Source organism: Mycobacterium sp. 852002-40037_SCH5390672, from assembly GCF_001665875.1.
Classification (GTDB): Bacteria; Actinomycetota; Actinomycetes; order Mycobacteriales; family Mycobacteriaceae; genus Mycobacterium.
Window position 1 is genome coordinate 117747 of the sequence record NZ_LZTA01000069.1, and the last position, 16982, is coordinate 134728.

At 66.7% G+C, this 16982-nt stretch carries 19 protein-coding genes and 3 pseudogenes; 10 read left to right on the plus strand and 12 right to left on the minus strand.

Annotated elements, in window-relative coordinates:
* Positions 1-2: 2 nt before the first annotated feature.
* The 6 genes and pseudogenes from A5782_RS11260 to A5782_RS11280 all read right to left on the minus strand — a co-directional run bounded on the left by A5782_RS11260 (position 3) and on the right by A5782_RS11280 (position 4233).
* Positions 3-980 (minus strand): FAD-dependent oxidoreductase, encoded by a 978-nt coding sequence (locus A5782_RS11260; RefSeq protein WP_067099430.1) that lies wholly within the window; start codon positions 978-980, stop codon positions 3-5.
* Between the two features lie 212 nt (positions 981-1192).
* Positions 1193-1732 (minus strand): annotated as a pseudogene (locus tag A5782_RS26470) (hypothetical protein); the annotation flags it as partial.
* A gap of 98 nt (positions 1733-1830) precedes the next feature.
* The gene (locus A5782_RS11270) at positions 1831-2325 is read right to left on the minus strand and encodes an SRPBCC family protein (protein ID WP_067099433.1); all 495 of its coding nucleotides are present in this window, start codon (positions 2323-2325) and stop codon (positions 1831-1833) included.
* The gene (locus A5782_RS11275) at positions 2325-2966 is read right to left on the minus strand and encodes a nitroreductase family protein (protein ID WP_067099435.1); all 642 of its coding nucleotides are present in this window, start codon (positions 2964-2966) and stop codon (positions 2325-2327) included. The genes A5782_RS11270 and A5782_RS11275 overlap by 1 nt, the downstream gene beginning before the upstream one ends.
* A 21-nt stretch (positions 2967-2987) precedes the next feature.
* Positions 2988-3131, minus strand: a complete 144-nt coding sequence (locus A5782_RS26110; RefSeq protein WP_156623884.1) for a hypothetical protein — start codon at positions 3129-3131, stop codon at positions 2988-2990.
* A gap of 259 nt (positions 3132-3390) precedes the next feature.
* Complete coding sequence (locus A5782_RS11280; RefSeq protein WP_231986645.1) at positions 3391-4233, minus strand: alpha/beta fold hydrolase; 843 nt, start codon at positions 4231-4233, stop codon at positions 3391-3393.
* Positions 4234-4356: 123 nt separating this feature from the next.
* Between A5782_RS11280 and A5782_RS11285 the strand changes: the two genes are divergently transcribed.
* Positions 4357-4905: a TetR/AcrR family transcriptional regulator gene (locus A5782_RS11285; protein WP_067099437.1), complete on the plus strand. Its 549-nt coding sequence runs from the start codon at positions 4357-4359 to the stop codon at positions 4903-4905.
* Here A5782_RS11285 and A5782_RS11290 read toward each other — a convergent pair.
* Positions 4902-5501, minus strand: coding sequence for a TetR/AcrR family transcriptional regulator (locus tag A5782_RS11290; protein ID WP_067099440.1), 600 nt, complete (start codon positions 5499-5501; stop codon positions 4902-4904). The genes A5782_RS11285 and A5782_RS11290 overlap by 4 nt on opposite strands.
* Positions 5502-5613: 112 nt before the next feature.
* Here A5782_RS11290 and A5782_RS11295 point away from each other — a divergent pair, with 112 nt between their 5' ends.
* Entirely contained in the window at positions 5614-7182 is a 1569-nt protein-coding gene (locus tag A5782_RS11295; protein ID WP_067099443.1) for an NAD(P)/FAD-dependent oxidoreductase, read from the plus strand.
* Between the two features lie 10 nt (positions 7183-7192).
* On the opposite strand, the gene A5782_RS11300 is transcribed toward A5782_RS11295, so the two are convergent.
* The 4 genes and pseudogenes from A5782_RS11300 to A5782_RS11310 form a co-directional block, all read right to left on the minus strand.
* Positions 7193-7801 carry a YbhB/YbcL family Raf kinase inhibitor-like protein gene (locus A5782_RS11300; RefSeq protein WP_067099445.1) on the minus strand — a complete coding sequence of 203 codons (609 nt, stop codon included), beginning with the start codon at positions 7799-7801 and terminating at the stop codon, positions 7193-7195.
* A 65-nt stretch (positions 7802-7866) separates the two neighbouring features.
* Positions 7867-8313, minus strand: coding sequence for an SRPBCC family protein (locus A5782_RS11305; RefSeq protein WP_067099447.1), 447 nt, complete (start codon positions 8311-8313; stop codon positions 7867-7869).
* Between the two features lie 50 nt (positions 8314-8363).
* A pseudogene (locus A5782_RS25430) lies at positions 8364-8628 on the minus strand (hypothetical protein).
* Entirely contained in the window at positions 8625-8951 is a 327-nt protein-coding gene (locus A5782_RS11310) for a helix-turn-helix transcriptional regulator (RefSeq protein WP_067099449.1), read from the minus strand. The pseudogene A5782_RS25430 and the gene A5782_RS11310 overlap by 4 nt, the downstream one beginning before the upstream one ends.
* 93 nt (positions 8952-9044) lie before the next feature.
* On the opposite strand from A5782_RS11310, the gene A5782_RS11315 reads away from it, so the two are divergent.
* The 6 genes from A5782_RS11315 (at position 9045) to A5782_RS11340 (ending at position 15240) form a co-directional block, all read left to right on the plus strand.
* Positions 9045-9758 (plus strand): MBL fold metallo-hydrolase, encoded by a 714-nt coding sequence (locus tag A5782_RS11315; protein WP_067099703.1) that lies wholly within the window; start codon positions 9045-9047, stop codon positions 9756-9758.
* Between the two features lie 244 nt (positions 9759-10002).
* Positions 10003-12291, plus strand: coding sequence for an isocitrate lyase ICL2 (gene aceA / locus A5782_RS11320; protein WP_067099705.1), 2289 nt, complete (start codon positions 10003-10005; stop codon positions 12289-12291).
* Between the two features lie 261 nt (positions 12292-12552).
* Positions 12553-12771 (plus strand): hypothetical protein, encoded by a 219-nt coding sequence (locus tag A5782_RS26120; RefSeq protein ID WP_156623885.1) that lies wholly within the window; start codon positions 12553-12555, stop codon positions 12769-12771.
* A gap of 152 nt (positions 12772-12923) precedes the next feature.
* Positions 12924-13325: a hypothetical protein gene (locus tag A5782_RS26125; RefSeq protein ID WP_067099453.1), complete on the plus strand. Its 402-nt coding sequence runs from the start codon at positions 12924-12926 to the stop codon at positions 13323-13325.
* Between the two features lie 167 nt (positions 13326-13492).
* On the plus strand, positions 13493-14656 hold the full coding sequence (locus tag A5782_RS11335) for an LLM class flavin-dependent oxidoreductase (RefSeq protein ID WP_067099455.1): 1164 nt from the start codon (positions 13493-13495) through the stop codon (positions 14654-14656).
* 146 nt (positions 14657-14802) lie between these two features.
* Complete coding sequence (locus tag A5782_RS11340; protein ID WP_156623886.1) at positions 14803-15240, plus strand: hypothetical protein; 438 nt, start codon at positions 14803-14805, stop codon at positions 15238-15240.
* 76 nt (positions 15241-15316) lie between these two features.
* Here A5782_RS11340 and A5782_RS11345 read toward each other — a convergent pair whose 3' ends face one another.
* Entirely contained in the window at positions 15317-15781 is a 465-nt protein-coding gene (locus A5782_RS11345) for an SRPBCC family protein (RefSeq protein ID WP_067099459.1), read from the minus strand.
* A 139-nt stretch (positions 15782-15920) separates the two neighbouring features.
* Between A5782_RS11345 and A5782_RS11350 the strand changes: the two are divergent.
* Together A5782_RS11350 and A5782_RS11355 are read left to right on the plus strand one after the other, a co-directional pair.
* Positions 15921-16265 (plus strand): annotated as a pseudogene (locus A5782_RS11350) (EstA family serine hydrolase); the annotation flags it as partial.
* Positions 16266-16301: 36 nt separating this feature from the next.
* Entirely contained in the window at positions 16302-16979 is a 678-nt protein-coding gene (locus A5782_RS11355; protein WP_067099463.1) for a hypothetical protein, read from the plus strand.
* The last annotated feature ends 3 nt before the right edge of the window (positions 16980-16982 follow it).

Sequence of the window (16982 nt, forward strand, 5' to 3'; positions counted from 1 at the left end):
CGTCAGCGATCGTCGCCGGCCAGATGCGCCAGCTTCACCACGTCGCGTGCGCAACCCCACGACAACGTCACGCCGTTGCCGCCGTGCCCGTAATTGTGGATGCAGCGCGCCTGCCCCAGCGGCTCGACTTCCACACGCACCGACGGACGGTCGGGACGCAGCCCGGTGATCACCTCGATCACCTCGGCGTCGTGCAGGCGCGGCTCGACGGTGCGGCAGCGCTGCAGGATGCGCTCGGTCACGTCGGGATCCGCCGCGGTGTCCCAGCGCCCGGGAATGCTGATGCCGCCGCAAACCACCCGTTGCGGATGGGGGAAGTAGCAGGTCCATTCCGGGCCGCTGTTGATTTCCACAAACAGTTGCCGCAGACCGGGATTGGTGAGCACTACATGCTGGCCGAATAGCGGCCGCACGGTGTCGTCACCGGCCAGCGATCCCGCGGCCAGGCCGGCACAGTTGACGACGATCGCGGCGGTGTCGGCGACCTCGTCGAGGGACTGCACGGGATGCTCCTCGATTTCGCAGCCGGCCGCCGCCAGCCGCCGGGTCAGGTAGTCGAGGTAGTGCGGCATGTCGATCATCGGCGCGGTCGCGCGAAACCCGGTGCCGGAGCCCTCGGGGACATCGGCCGGGTCGGCCGGCCGCAGGTCGGGGATCAGCGCCGCCGCCGACGACGACATCGCCTCGCTTGCGGTCAGCCCACCGACGGCCAGCGCGGGCGCCAGCTGCACCCCGGAGTCGGGATCGCCGGCAAGGTCGGTGAACACTCGCAGCGAGTGCTCGGTCCAACCCAGCGTCTCTGCCGCGCGCTCGGCCGGTCGAGGGGGAAGCCAGACCGCGCCGGCCACCGCGGAGGTCGTCTGCTTCAGCGTCGCGGCCGCCCATACCCGTACCGGCCAGCCCGCCTCGGCCAGGCAGATGGCCGATGTCAATCCGCTGACGCCGGCACCAACCACGACAATCTGCTGTGTAGATGCCACGGCGCCACGCTAGCGAAAAGCGGCCGGCCGCGGGTCGCGACGGGTTCAGCGTCGGGCGCTCTTACGACCGATCAGGAATGCGCGGCTTGCGGGGCCGGCGAGGTCGCCGGAGCGGCCGGCGCCTGTGGGGCGGGAGATGCTGCCGGCGCCTGCGGAGCCGGGGAGGCTGCCGGCGCCTGCGGAGCCGGGGAGGCTGCCGGCGCCTGTGGGGCTGGCGAGGCCGGGTGCGCCTGCTGTCCGCCCAGCAGGCTGTTGAGGATGCCGAGGGTGCCCTGCACACCCGCGGGCGGTGCGCTCGACGGCGGAACGGCGTCCGGCGTCAGCTGCCAGGGCTGGCATCCCGAAGTCTTGAACGCTTTGTCGCCCGGATCGATCTGCACTACCTGTGGCTTCTTGGACATGGCGTTGTCGATGAGGGCGCCGTCGGGGTTGCCGGTCCGCTTCCAATAGCAGGTGCCGTTGTCGGCGGGGCCGCCGGAGCTGTAGATGCCCGGCACGATGTCAGTCCCCACCGCGTAGATGCCGTCCTTGTCGATGGACGTCTTCGGTCCCGCCGGCGCGGGCGAAGCCCCCGGCGACGCTTCGGGGGATGGCGACGCTGCCGGTGCCGGTGCCGGTGACGCCGCCGGCGCTGGCGACGCCGATGCCCCCGGTGCCGGACCCGGCGCCGGGCCCCGTGTCTCGTCCGGATCGGCGCTGGCGACGACCGTCGACGCGGCCCAGCCCGCGACCATCAGACTCGCAGCAGCCAACCTTGCCGCAGTAGGTACTCCACCCATAGACATCGAGGGTACCGGGGTCAAGAAGCTAATTCATATCGATGTGAAATCAGCCGAGCAGCAAAGAACGCCTAGACGAGCCGCCGCACGCGGCCCGCGTAACCGAGCGCGTGCTCGTAGGTCTCGAGGTTGTCGCGTGAAATCTTCGCGTGTACCGGGCGTTCGAGAAAGAAGCGCAGCACCGGGTTGTAGGCGTGATACGTCTCGTGAAATGTCAGGACGGTCGTGCCGTCCGGCTGCTCTTCGAGCTGGTGATACCCCTCGGCTCGCGACCACAGCGGGGCACCGACGGCCACGTAGCGCGACAGCTTGTTGAGTTCGGCCTCGGTGACGGTTTCCCAGGATCGCGCCCTGCCGCCGGTCAGCAGGTATTTGGGCACTTCGAAGGTGCAGGTGCGAACCAGACCCTCACCGGCTTCGTTGCCCTCGTTGAGGATTTCCATGCTGCCGGTGGGCCACTTGAGCACCCGCGGCCGCGGGGCGTTCGGCGGCGCCGGCGGATGCAGTACCCGCCAGACTTTCCGCGGCGGAGCTTCGATGTGGAATCGCACGGTGTAGGACTGCATCAGCTATCTCCAACAGGCCGTTCCCAGGCGTCCCAATAAGTGACGCTCTCCGCGGGTGGCCGCTTGGCCGGCCGGAAGTCCGTCCCGATCGTGTACGCGACGGGGAACAGCGCCGCCTGGGTGACGGTGGGCGGAATGCCGAGCAGCTCGGCCACCTCCTGCTCCTTGAACAGATGCATCGTCGTCCACACCGATCCCAGTCCACGCGAGCGGAGCGCCAGCAGAAAGCTCCAGCCCGCCGGGATGATCGATGCCCAAGCCGCAGCGGCGATGCCCGGTTCCGCGGTGTCGATGCGCTGGTCGAGACAGGGAATGACGTGCACGGGTACGTCCGCCAGCGTCTCGGTCAGGCTCATCGCGCTCTGGTACACGCGCTGCGTCTGTGCGTCGCTGGCATTGTCGGCGGCGTATGCCAGGTACTGCGCGCCGATGCTGCGGTAGATCTCGGCGATCGCGGCGCGCTTGTCGGCATCGGTGATCACCAGCCAGCGCCAGTTCTGCGTGTTGCTCGCGGTGGGCGCCTGCATCGCCAGCTGGATGCACTCCAGGATCACCTCGCGACCCACCGGGCGGGTCAGGTCGAGGCGCTTGCGCACCGACCGCGTGGTGCTCAGCAGTTCGTCGACGGTGGCGATGTCCATTGATTCCTTCCCGATGCGTGATCAGAGGGCGGCGGCAGCGCGTTCGGCGTACTCGATGCAAAGACGTTGGCGCCGTGTGCATTCCGGGTAGCTGGCGTATGCGTCGAAGTCGTTGATCATGGCGGCTTCGCCGCCGGGACCATCCGGCACGTCGAGACGGGCCATCACCGAACTCCTGCCCGCGGAAATGCGGTACCGAGCTGAGCAAACCAGACTCGCCGCTCGGCTGTCTAGGGCGTGGAGTCGCGATTGAGGATGCGCTTGGCAAGACCACCTGGCGAGCCGAACGATCGCTGCCGAGACCGGTGTCAGCGTGACGATCTCGTGGACCGGGTGCGTGTGCACCACCTGGTAGCGATCCCGCTCCGGAACACCGAACGCTTCGTTGATGGGGCCGCGGCAAGCGCGCAAAAGACCTGACAGCTCACACCCGGCGCACCACCGATTCCAGGAACGGCTCTGCCACGGCCAGAAAACCCTCGGGGTCCGACGAGAAGACCACGTGCCCGGTATCGAGGACCTCGAAGCGGGAGCCACGGATCGCTTCATGGGTGGCGCGTCCCGCGCGCAGCGGTATCACGATGTCCTTCTTGCCCCACACGATGAGAGTAGGCGCGGACAGCTCCGCCGCGCGGTCACGCAGATCGTGCCCGGGCGTGGCGAAGCTGCGCCAGAGACCGGTACCGACCCGGATGCCCTCTTTCGTCTTCGCCGCGGCGATCGCGCTCGCGGCGACGTCGCGGTCGCTATCCGTTTGAGCCTTCATGTAGCTGCGAACGAAGAGGGGAGCGGTCCACCGGAATACCGCCGGTATGCCCAACACCGCACACATCTTGCGGGACACCACGTTCCAGGGAACGAACCCGCCCGAGTTCACCAGGACCAAACCGGCGACGGCATCGGGACGATTGATCGCGAGCCGAGCAGCGGCGAATCCACCGACAGAGTTGCCAATCAGCACGACCCGCGACAGTCCCAAATCGTCCACGACGTCTTCGAGCACATCGGCGAAGAGCGGCGCGCTGGGCTCGACGTCGGGGCCAACCGGGTCGGAATCCCCGTGCCCCGGCCAGTCCAGCGCGATCGTTCGGTAGCGCCGTGCCACTGTGTCGATGATCGGGTCGAAGTCATGCCGGTCGTGCAGATTCGCGTGAAGCAGTAACACCGGTGGGCCACTGCCGATCTCGGCATAGGCAACGCGCCCTGCCCGAGTCTGGATGGTCGGCATGAGAACTCCCTCCACTCGCATGACCGACTGGTCGGTCATTCCGGTACGCTATAACCAATCGACAGCCGTGGCAAGGGGACGAGGAATAGCGATGATGCAGCACATCTGCGAACAGAGCGCGGATATTCTCGCGCGCCCCAGCCAGCGCAAGGCCGGGCCGCGATGAGGCCGCCCGAGCCCGGCCGCACCGCGCTGCTGGACGCGGGACAGCGCCTGCTGTCGACCGCCGACCTGGCCAGGATCTCGGTCAACGCGATCGTCGCCGAGGCCGGCATGGCGAAAGGCAGCTTCTACCAGCACTGGCCCAGCCGCAGCGAATATGTGCGCGCCCTGCATGCGCGGTTCCACGACCAGCTGGAAGAAACGATTACCGCCGCGATGGCTGATTTGCCGCCCGGACTCGATCGGCTGCGAGCCGGAGTGAACACCTATCTGGACGGGTGCCTGGCCGAGCCGGCAACTAAAGCGCTGCTGGTTCAATCGCGCACCGAGGCCAGGCTGAGCGATCTGGTGGCTGCACGTAACGAGACTGCGGCCGCCTTGATCATCCCCGATCTCAAGGCACTCGGATGGGTGCCGCCGGAACCGATCGCGGCGCTGCTGGTCGCCGCGGTCGCCGAGGTCGCGCTGGTCGAGCTGGCCGCCGGTACCCGCGACAAGCAGTTGCGCCGGGGGCTGCTTCGACTGGCCACCCGAACCCCTGCCGGTTAGGCAAGCGGCGCCAAACCTGAGCGCACCAGCTCCAGGCTCGCGGTCACGTCTTCGCCAAGGTCACCCGAACAACCTCTGCGGCCCCAATTCTCCACCGCCGCAACGAGGGCCGCGGCGATCGCGGAACCCGCAACCTCGGCTGCCAGGTCGATGTTCGCCAGCTCCGCATTCCGCGCCCGGACGAAGTCGGTGAGCACGCGGGCAAACGAGGACTGCACGACCCGCAGGTGGCCGGCAATGCGCTCGGCGCCGATCAACTCCGCGCGAGCGGTCGCGGCTTGGCGCACCACTTCGAGATCGTGCGGGAATGCGGCAACGCTGGCCAGCACCGCATCGAACAGAGATTCCGAGGGCGGGCGTTGGGCAAGCGCTTCGGCCAGCCATTCCAACTGGGTTTCGTAGTCCTGAAAGAGCACCGCCTCCTTGGTCGGAAAATGCCGAAAGAAGGTGCGTTCGGTGACACCGGCCTCGCGCGCCAGCTCGGTGACGGTGACGTTCGCAAAGCCCTTGTGGGCGAAGCTCTTCAACGCCGCTCGGCGCAGCGCTTCATGCGTCGAGCGGCGTCGTTGTTCATGACGGTTGCCCGGGGCGGTCATCTCAGCGGTGATCGTATCCCAGCCGAGTGGGTCACGACTGACATCTTCCTATCGTGTCAGTACTGACATATCCTTGGCACGCGACTACCCGACGGAGACGAGGCCCGCGACCATGCGCAATACCGATTACGACGCAATCGTGGTGGGCGCCGGGCACAACGGGCTGACCGCCGCGGCGATCCTGCAACGCGCGGGGCTGCGCACCGTGTGTTTGGAGGCCAACACCTACGCGGGCGGCATGGCGGCCACGGTCGAGTTGATCGACGGCTTCCGGTACGAGATCGCCGGTTCGGTGCAGTTTCCCATGGCAAGCCAACTGACCAAGGACCTCGGGCTGGACACGCTGCCGGCCGTGGAGCCCGACGTCATGTCGACCAACATTGGCGAACACGGTGAAGAGCCGATGATCTTCTACCGGGACCCGATGCGGCTGATGACGCACCTCAGCGAGAAACACGGGCTGGAGGCGGTCACCGGCATGGCCGAACTGATCGGCTGGAGTCAGGGACCGGCGAAGGCGCTGGGCCGCTTCGAGGTCCGCCAGCCACCCAAGACTCTCGACGAGATGTATGCCTGTGCGACCAACGACGACGAACGCCGGGCGATTCACGAAATGCTGTTCGGCTCGGCCATGGACGTGATCGACCGCTACCTGCCCGACAAACACAAGCACGCGGTCATGCGCGGGATGCTGGCATTCCTCGCCGTCAACTCGACCTACCGCGGCCCGTACACGCCCGGCAGCGCAACCTGTTTGGCGTTTGCCTTAGCGGTGCCCGACAACAGCACCGCGATGATGACCAAGCTGAAGGGCGGCATCGGTGCCCTCACCGAACACCTGCGTGAGCTTTTCATCGCCCACGGTGGCGAGATCCGGTTCCGCACCAAGACCGAAGAGATCCTCGTCGACCGAGGGCACGCGACTGGCGTGCGACTGCGAGACGGATCGACGATCTCGGCGCCGATCGTGGTGTCCAACCTGTCACCCGACATTACACTCACCGAGCTGATCGCACCCGAACACGTTGCCGCCCAGCTGGTCTCGCGCGTCTCCGGCCGTGACCACAGAGCCTCGTTCGTGCAGATCCACTTCGCCCTGGACGGGCTGCCCGAATTCGCCCCGCCCTATGAGTTCCTCAACGAGGAAGGCATGCAACAGTCGGTCGGAATCTTCGGGTCACCCGAGGAGCAACAGCTGCACTGGGAAAACTGCCGCCGGGGCATCGTTCCGGACAACCCGTCGATGGGAATGCAGATCCCCTCAGTGCACGACCCCAGCATGGCGCCGCCCGGCAAGCACGCGGCGAGCGCGTTCGCCTACGCCTTCCCGGTCGAAGTCAGCCGCGACCAGCATGGCCACCTCAAAAACGAAATGGCGCAACGGGTTATCGACAAGATCACCCGCCTGGCGCCCAACTTCAAGGACATCGTGATACGCCACATCACGTTCGCGCCCTACCACATGAACTCCATGTTCGGCGCACCCTCGGGCGACTTCTGCCACGGGCTGTTACACCCCGATCTGATGGGGCCCAACCGGCCGGGCCCGAAAGGCTTCCTGGACATGCCGATCGGAATCGACGGTCTCTACCTTGGCGGCGCCGGATGCCACGGCGGACCGGGCATCACCTTCACTCCTGGTTACAACGCCGCGTACCAGGTGCTCGACGACGCGTCGTGAATCGGCCGAATCAGCCGCCGAACATCCCGGTGAGCTGCGCCTGCGCGGTCGCGGCGCCGGCGATCGTCTGCTCGGCCTGAACGCCGGCCAGGCCGCCGGGCAGCTGGTAGTCGTTGGGCAGCTGATAGAGGGTGAACCGGTAATGATGTGTGCCGGTTCCCGCCGGGGGACAGGGACCCTTGTACGCCGGCTGGCCCGCCGTGTTCGGCAAGGCGGTCGCCCCGGCCGGAGTTTGACCGTCGGCGGTGCTCCCGGAACCCGGGGCGATGCCGATGACGACCCAGTGAACGTACAGCCCGTTGACGGCGTCGGGGTCGTCGACGACCAGGGCCGCGCCCAAGGGCGCCGACCACGCCAGCGGCGGTGCGATGTCGGCGCCTTTGCAGGTGTACTGCACCGGAATCGGCGCACCCTCGGTGAAAGCCGGGCTGCTGATCGTCAACGGTCGGTCCGCGGGCGCGTTCGGCGCCGTGCGGCCGAGGGTGGTGATCTTCGGCGTCGAGGACGTCGTCAGGTGGCTATTACCTTGGCCGCCGCAGCCGACCAGCGCCGGCGCGATCGCCAGCGCACCGATCATCGCCGTGATTCGGTGAAACGTCCCCGCCGGCATCGATTCCATGAATAACAGTCTGACTCGCATGCCCACAGTCGGGAAGGACCCGATTTCACCCGCGCACGCTGAAGTTACTTGCCGCGCTTCTCGACTTCGAGGACCCGCTTGCGCAGTCCCTCGGTGGCCGTGTCCATCAGGCTCTTGGCCCCCTTCTTGACCAGGAATCCGGGCACGGGCGCCACCAGGTCGACGGTGAGCTCGAAGCGGACCCGGGTGGAATCACCTTCGGGTGTCAGCGTGTACCGGCCCTCTTGAGCGCGTTGCTGTTTGGCGCTGACCAGGGTCCAGCCCACACCGTCGTCGTGAACGGTGTATTCGAGTTCCTGTTCGTCACTGACGCCGACGAGTTTGACGACCTGTCGGGACCTGGTCGGATGATTCTGGTCGTCGCGCTCGAGCACTTCGACCTCCTTGTGGGCCGACGACCACTCGGTCAACGACTCGATGTCGAACAGCACATCCATGATTTCGTCGGGCGTCGCTTCGATGACGACTTCGCGCGAATCGGTGATAGCCATGTCGGGGAGATAGCCCGAGCAGTGCGGCTCGAAACCAGATGCATGGCGCGTCAGGGACTTGATTGAGCACCGACCTCAGAGAGGCGGGGGAGGACGACGTCGCGCCATCCCGGTCCCATCCGCTCGAAGGCCTGAGCCATGCGGTTGTCATCGAGCTCAAATCCGCTGTATTCCAAGAACACTCGGGTTCCGCCGCCTTCGGCTTCCAGCCGCCAGGTCAGTGTCGGGTTCGGTCAGCAATCGCCACACCTTGGCCGGTGGAGCGGCCACGAATTGATCCACCCGGATCGTCGCGAACCGTGACGTTTCAGTCATTCCAGCTCCTCTGCTACCTCGGCGAGGTTGGCCAGGCGGGCACGCCAGAACTTCTCGAACGGATGCAGCCACTCACCGAGCTCCGCCAATGGCTCGGCGGTCAGTCGGTAGATGCGATGACGCCCGTGCGGCCGGTCGGCCACCAGCCCCGCGTCACGCAGCACCTTGAGGTGCTCGGCGATCGCGGGCCGGCTGAGCTCGAACCGTGCGCTGAGTTCCCCCGCCGAGAGCGGTTGGTCAAAGAGGATCTCCAGCAGTTCGCGTCGCACCGGGCTGGCCAAGGCGAGGAAGATGCGATCGACGCCAGGCACGGTCAGCACCATATGTCGGACATTCCCGACATGTCAACTATTTCCGACGTGATACTCGGCGGAAATGCACGGTCGCCGGAACCCGCGGCGGCTAGCTTCCTGGGTGTGCATTTCGCCTGGGAACGCCTGACTGACCGTGTGCATCGCTGCCGGCTCCCGTTCTGCGATGTGTCCGTCGGTCTGGTGTGCGGCCGCGCCGGGGCGCTGCTCGTCGACACCGGGACCACCCTCACCGAGGCGGCCGCGATCGATACCGACGTCAGGCTGCTTGCCGGGCGCCCGGTGAGGCATATCGTGTTGACGCACAAGCACTTTGATCACGTATTGGGCTCGTCGATGTTCAGCGGGGCGCAGGTTCACTGTGCGCCCGAGGTGGTCGACTACCTTGCATCGGCTACCGACCACCTTCGCCAAGACGCGCTGCGTCATGGTGCCGACGCCACCGAGGTGGACGCGGCGATCGACGCACTGCGCCCCCCGCACAGCGGCGGTTACGACGCCGTCGTCGACCTGGGGGATCGGACGGTGACGATCGCCTACCTCGGCCGTGGCCATACAGCGTCGGACCTGGTCGTAATCGTGCCCGGGACGGAGGATGGCGAGCGGGTCGTGGTGTTCACCGGTGACTTGGTGGAGGAGTCCGCAGACCCCGCGATCGACGCCGACTCCGATGTCGCGGCCTGGCCCGCGACCCTGGACCGCCTCCTGGCGGTCGGGGGCCCCCAGGCGATCTACGTCCCGGGCCATGGCAGGGCCGTCGACGCGGAGTTCGTCCGTCGCCAGCGGGACTGGTTGGCCCGTCGTGCAGCGGCGCCGTGATCGGTACTGTGTCGAAAGGTATTGTCTCCCAACGCGTTGGGGCCGCACGACGGAGCGGCGCCCCGCCAAACGCTCACCATGACCGGCCAACGGTCCGCGCCGATCACCGACCCGGCGCCGGAAACTGTCGCAAGTACAGGGTGTGGCAACAGTTTTGGCTCAAGTCGCTCGACCCCTGATTGAACTGCCGTTGACGGGGATAGACTCACGCTCAGTGGAATCGTGCAAAGAGGAGCGTGAAGACATGGCGATCATTGATAAGGACACGCAGGTCCGGCCGTCGTTTGGCGAAGAGATCGCTGCCACGCAGCAATACTTCGACGATCCGCGCTTTGCCCGCATCACGCGCCTCTTCACCGCCCGCCAGGTAGCAGAGCAGCGCGGCACCATCCCCACCGACTACACCGTCGCCCGCAACGCGGCGGCCGCTTTCTACGAGCGACTGCGCGAGCTGTTCGCCGACAAGAAGAGCATCACCACGTTCGGCCCGTACTCACCGGGTCAGGCGGTCGCGATGAAGCGGATGGGTATCGAGGGGATCTACTTGGGCGGTTGGGCGACGTCGGCCAAGGGCTCCACCACCGAAGACCCCGGTCCCGACCTCGCCAGCTACCCGCTGAGTCAGGTGCCCGACGACGCCGCGGTTCTGGTGCGCGCGCTGCTGACCGCCGACCGCAACCAGCAGTATCAGCGCCTGCGCATGAGTGAGCAACAGCGGGCCACCGCCACCGAATACGACTACCGGCCGTTCATCATCGCCGACGCGGACACCGGCCACGGGGGTGACCCGCACGTGCGCAACCTGATCCGGCGATTCGTCGAGGTCGGTGTGCCGGGATATCACATCGAGGACCAGCGTCCCGGCACCAAGAAGTGTGGTCACCAGGGCGGGAAAGTCCTGGTGCCATCCGACGAGCAGATCAAACGCCTCAACGCGGCGCGCTTCCAGCTCGACATCATGAAGGTGCCCGGCATCATCGTCGCCCGCACCGATGCGGAGGCGGCCAACCTGCTCGACAGCCGGGCCGACGAGCGCGACCAGCCGTTCCTGCTCGGCGCCACCAACCTCAACATCCCTTCGTACAAGTCGTGCTTCCTGGCGATGGTGCGCCGCTTCTACGAGCTGGGTGTCAAAGACCTCAACGGTCACCTTCTCTATGCGCTACCCGAAGGGGAGTACGCCGAGGCCGGGGCCTGGCTCGAGCGCCAAGGCATCCAGGGCGTGATCTCCGACGCCGTCAATGCCTGGCGCGAGAACGGGAAACAGTCGATCGATGACCTGTTCGACCAGGTCGAGTCGCGCTTCGTGGCGGCCTGGGAGGACGACGCCGGGTTGATGACCTACGGCGAGGCCGTGGCTGACGTGCTCGAATTCGATGCGAGCGAGGGCGAGCCCGCCGACATGAGCGCCGACGAGTGGCGGGCCTTCGCGGTGCGAGCGTCGCTGTACTCCGCGAAGACCAAGGCGAAGGAGTTGGGCGTCGACCCGGGTTGGGACTGCGAGCTGGCGAAGACCCCCGAGGGCTACTACCAGATCCGCGGCGGCATCCCGTACGCCATCGCGAAGTCACTGGCGGCCGCGCCGTTCGCCGACATCCTGTGGATGGAGACGAAGACCGCCGACCTGGCCGACGCCAAACAGTTCGCCGACGCCATCCACGCCGAGTTCCCCGACCAGATGTTGGCCTACAACCTGTCACCGTCGTTCAACTGGGACACCACCGGCATGACCGACGAGCAGATGAAGCAGTTCCCCGAGGAGCTGGGCAAGATGGGCTTCGTCTTCAACTTCATCACCTACGGCGGGCACCAGATCGACGGCGTGGCGGCCGAGGAGTTCGCCACCTCGTTGCAACAGGACGGCATGCTGGCGCTGGCCCGCTTGCAGCGCAAGATGCGCCTGGTCGAATCCCCTTACCGCACACCGCAAACGCTGGTCGGCGGGCCGCGCAGCGATGCGGCGCTGACCGCTTCCTCGGGTCGCACCGCAACCACCAAGGCGATGGGCGAGGGCTCGACCCAACACCAGCACCTCGTGCAGACCGAGGTGCCGAAGAAGCTGCTCGAGGAGTGGCTGGCGATGTGGAGCGAGAATTACAGCCTCGGTGAGAAACTCCGGGTGCAGCTGCGGCCCCGCCGGGCCGGCTCGGACGTGCTGGAACTCGGCATCTACGGCAACGACGACGAGCAGCTGGCCAACGTCGTGGTCGACCCAATCAAGGACCGGCACGGCCGCAGCATCCTTCAGGTGCGCGACCAGAACACCTTCGCCGAGAAGCTACGGCAGAAGCGGCTGATGACCCTGATCCACCTGTGGCTGGTGCATCGCTTCAAGGCCGACGCGGTGATCTACGTGACGCCGACCGAGGACAACCAATATCAGACCTCGAAGATGAAGTCGCATGGCATCTTCAGCGAGGTGTATCAAGAGGTCGGCGAGATCATCGTCGCCGAGGTGAACCGGCCCCGAATCGCCGAGCTGCTGCAGCCCGACCGGGTCGCGCTGCGCAAGCTGATTACCAAGGAAGATTAGCCAGCGGCTTGACCGCGGCCGCCTCATCGACCGATGCGGCGGCCGCTGAGTGATCGCGTCGTTCCACCGCCGACCTGCACCGGTGCGTCGTCAGCGTCCCGGGTGGCCACCCCGTCATACGCGTGTCCCCACTATCTAGGTTCGCCGGCCCCGTCGATGCCGAAAATTTACCTTGCGCACAGTTGCATAAGTGTAGGATTTAGCTTGTAACAAACGTGCGTTCAGATTTAACAAACGCGCCGGAACAGAGAGGAGCGCCTGATGAGGACCCCAATCAAGAAGGCGATCGCGGTGTTCGGTGGTGCGGCAGCGGTTGTTGTGACGGTCGGATTCGGCGCCGCAGGCATTAGCCCGATGGGCAGTGCCTCGACGCCGACGACGCACCCGCCATCCAGCGTCACGACGATGCAGCCCGGCACAGCCGCGCCCGGCGTGCACCTCGCCACGCTCACCGGCTGCATTCCGGGAGCGAACTGCTAGCAACCCACTGTTTGCGATGGCCCATCACACCGGCGTGATGGGCCATCTTCGTCCGGTGCAATCTCGGGGCCAGGATCTGTTTGCGCAGCCACGCCCCGGGGTAAGAAAAAGTGGGCGGCGCGAAGTGGCGCGAGTGGAGATTGGGGGATCCGATGAGATCTGGACCGAGGACGACGGTCGCACTGTTCGGCGGTGCGGCGATGCTCGTGCTGTCGGTCGCCTGCGGCGGCGGTCATAAAGGCGGTCCCAGCAGCACCACCACAACGACGACCACGCCGTCGTCCAGCGTCGCGCCCTCCACTGCACCCGGTGGCGGCGGCGGTGAGCCGGGCGGCCCGACCGGCGGTGGCGGTCCCGGTGGCGGTGGCGGCGGTGTGCCCGGCGGCCCGACCGGTGGCGGCGGTCCCGGTGGCGGTGGCGGCGGTGTGCCCGGCGGCCCGACCGGTGGCGGCGGTCCCGGCGGAGGCGGCGGCAGCATTCCGGGCGTCGGCGGTGGCGGCGGCGGACCGGGCGGTGGCGGCGGTTGCGTCGGCAACGTCTGCGGCGGCTACTGATCACCGAGTCACGTTGAGCTAGCACTAAAACGCAACCACAAAGACTTGCTCCCTAGCCGGTGGGGCCGGGATCACCTGGCCCCATCGGCTAAACCCTGGTCGGGACCTAGGGCCGAACCCGCAATCCGAGTTATGGTTCTCCGCAACTCGGATGCAAGGGGACTTCAATGTCGAAGCTCAGGTTCGGATACTTCATCGCCCCATTCCACCGGGCGGGCACCAATCCGACGCTGGCCTTGCAACGCGATCTACGGTTCGTCGAGCACCTCGATGCCCTGGGCTTCGACGAAGTCTGGTTGGGCGAACACCACTCGGCCGGCAGCGAAATCATCAGTTCCCCAGAGATTTTCATCGCGGCCGCGGCCGAGCGGGCGAAGCGAATCCGGTTCGGCACCGGGGTCATTTCGCTGTCGTATCACAACCCGCTGTGGGTCGCCGACCGGCTGATGCTGCTGGATCACCTGACGCACGGCCGCATCATCGGCGGCGTGGGACCCGGCTCGCTGCCCAGCGACTCGTCGATGATCGGACTCACCCCCACCGACACCCGAGAGCTGCTGGAAACCAATCTCGACATCGTCGTCCGGCTGCTGGCGGGGGAGACGGTCAGCGCCAAGACAGCGACGCATCAGCTGTTCGACGCCAAGCTGCAGCTTGCCCCCTACTCCGACGGCGGGATCCCGCTGTCCGTCGCTGCGGTCGCGTCGCCGACGGGCGCGCGGCTGGCCGGCAAGCACGGCATCGGCCTGCTGTCCATCGGGGCGACGCTGACCGTCGAGGGTTTCAACGCGCTGTCCTACCACTGGGGCATCGTCGAGGAGCGTGCGGCGACTTTCGGCACGCAGGTCGACCGGAAGAACTGGAGCCTGGTCGGTTTGTTCCATCTCGCCGAGACCGAGCAGCAGGCCCGCGAAGAGGTCAAGTTCGGCATCGAGCCGTGGTTCCGGTACTTCCAGAAGGTGGCCGCGTTCCCGCAGATGACGATGCCGGGGGAGCAGCTCGACGAAATGATCGACGTCATCAACGAGAACGGGGCGGGCGTGATCGGCACGCCCGAGCGGGCGCGCGAGCAGGTGCAGCGGCTGTGGGATCAGTCCGGCGGGTTCGGCTGCATGCTGCAGATGGGTCACGAATGGGCCAACCCGGCCGCCACCAGACGGTCCGCCGAATTGTTCGCCGCCGAAGTGATGCCGCACTTCCAGGGACAGGCGCAGCCGACGCTGGATGCTGCCCAGCGCGCCGGCCAGGCCCGCGAGAACCTCGCGCAGTCGCAGTTGGACGCCGTCGCGCACATGACGAAGAAATATCAGGACGAGGTCGACGCGAAATAGCGGATGCCGAACCATCGCGCGAGTTAGCCGTATCGGTAATCGTCACCGTCGACGCGGACATCGCCTGATCAGCTACCTGCGCGATCTCACACTCGAGCGCTAACCGCTACCCAGCTCATTGCTAGTGACGAGGCGCAATCTCAAGTATGACCACCACCGCGTCCCAGATCCACAGGTTGGATGCAGCCGGCAGACGACATCGGCAATCACGAACAATGCGAATACTGTTCGCCGGGGCCGCGGCCATCGCAATGCTCATGCTGTTCGACGCCGCGCGAGCCGATGCAACGCAGACCGGACAGTCTTCGGGGCCGGTGCGCCTCCTGGACCAGGCCGCCGACTTGCCGTTGCCGGCTAACGGTCCCTTCGGTCCGCAATTTCCGCAGACCCCACCCGACGTGATCGGCAACGGTGGCTTTTCCGCAGATGATGGCGACGACGAAGCCCAACTGCAAGAACAGCTGGCTCAGCAGGAGATGCAACAAGCCCAGCAGCAGGCCGAACAACAGAACGAACAGGCCCAACAGCAGGCTCAGCAAGCTGAGCAACAGGGTCAATGGGTCGAGCAAAACCCCGGCCCCTAGTCATGTATCGCGGGGCGGCGCCTATAGCGGAGCGAAACCCCGTAGCCCGGCAAACACGTATGCCCCGAGGAAAAAGCTATCGGTCGCGCGATTCGCGCTCGGCCGCCTTCACCAGCCGGCCCGCGAAGAACCGGACCGCTCCACCCATGGCGGCGCGCATCAGCGGACCCGTCCCGCGAACGCCTTCGGTGAATGAGCCGGTCCAGCGGATATCGGTCCCGCCCGCGGCATTCGGCGTGAGGACCACCTCGCCGGCGTAGTCCTTGGCCGGGGTGGGCGGGCCCACCAGCTTGTAGGCGTGGCGGCGGTCCTGCTCGTACTCGACGGTTTCTTCCTGCACGTAGACGGGCCACATGCCCACCTTGCGGATGGCCCCGATGCCACCCGGCGCGGGGTTGCCCTGACGCGCCCAACTCGAGTGCACGACGATCGGCTTGGCCCATTGCGACCAGTTGGCGCCGTCAGCGACCAGCCGGAACAGCGTCGCGGCGGGCGCACTGCTGGTGCGGGTGACTTCGAAGGAATAGTTCCGGCCCGGCATGACGACTCCTGGTGGTAGCAAACGGACGGCCCTGGACGCCGCTCGCCGGTAGGCTACCGCCCGCGCCGGTCGTCGGCCGGATCGGGTTGATCGTCGCGGTTCACCGGTTGATCGAACGTCTGCCCGAAGGAGCGAATGCGCCCGCGGCGGTGCCGAGGTTCCGCTGCGTCCCGGCATCCTCGAGGCACTGGCGGCACCGGCGATTTCGCCGGGCCGGGGCGTGCGCGATAAGGTGATGCACCTGGATGTGGCGTATTCACTCGGTTTCTGTAAGCCGGTCCCGCGCTTCGCGTTCGGCTCGTCGGACAAAGCCTTCGGCACCCCGGGCTTCGGGGGATCCTTCGGATGCGCCGGCCCGGATACCGGTATCGGGTTCGCCTACATGATGACCCGGCTCGGGTTTCACCTCTGGAGCGATCCGCGTGAGCTGGCGTTGCGGCAGGCTTTGTTTCGCGACGTGCTCGGGGTGCGACCGCAGAGTTGACGCAACGCCGGCGGTGCCTGGTGGCATCCTGGCCATGTGGGTTTGGTATTCCGGTTGGCGGAGCTGCTGATCGTGATCCTGCCGCTGACGGGTGCGATCGTCGCCGCCGTGCGCGCCTTCGGCGCCTACCGACGACGCACGGACGAGCAGTCGCAGGATTTCGACCGGACACAATTACCCGACGCGCCCGCCACCGATGGCGCCGGTAGGAGTTCAGCGGCCCGGTGGCGCTCCATCCGCCGCGTCCTCGATGAACATGGCCGCACGGATGCGCGCTGGCTCGAGTACGAACTCGACGTCGCCAAACTGCTGGATTTCCCGCTGATGACGGACATGCGCGACGCCAACACGATCGCGTTCCACAAAGCCAAGCTGCGGGCCGATTTCCTGCGCCCCGCCAAGGCCGAGGATCTGCTCGACGACCGGGAAGGCGCCGCGCGGTACATGGCCGCCGTCGAGGACTACGTCACGGCATTCAACGCCGCCGAGGCCGAAGCGATTCGCAGGCGCCGCAACGATTTCTCCCGGGCGGATCAGCAGCGAATTACTCGGGCGCAGAGCCTGTTACGCGTCGCGGCCGACCCCTCGGCGGCCGCACACGAACGTCAACGTGCCTACGACGTGGCCCGCAACGAACTCGACGGCCTGCTGGTGTTGCCCACCACGACACAGGCGAACCTCGAGCGCGGCATCTCCGGCGAGCTGGAGCGGTAGAGG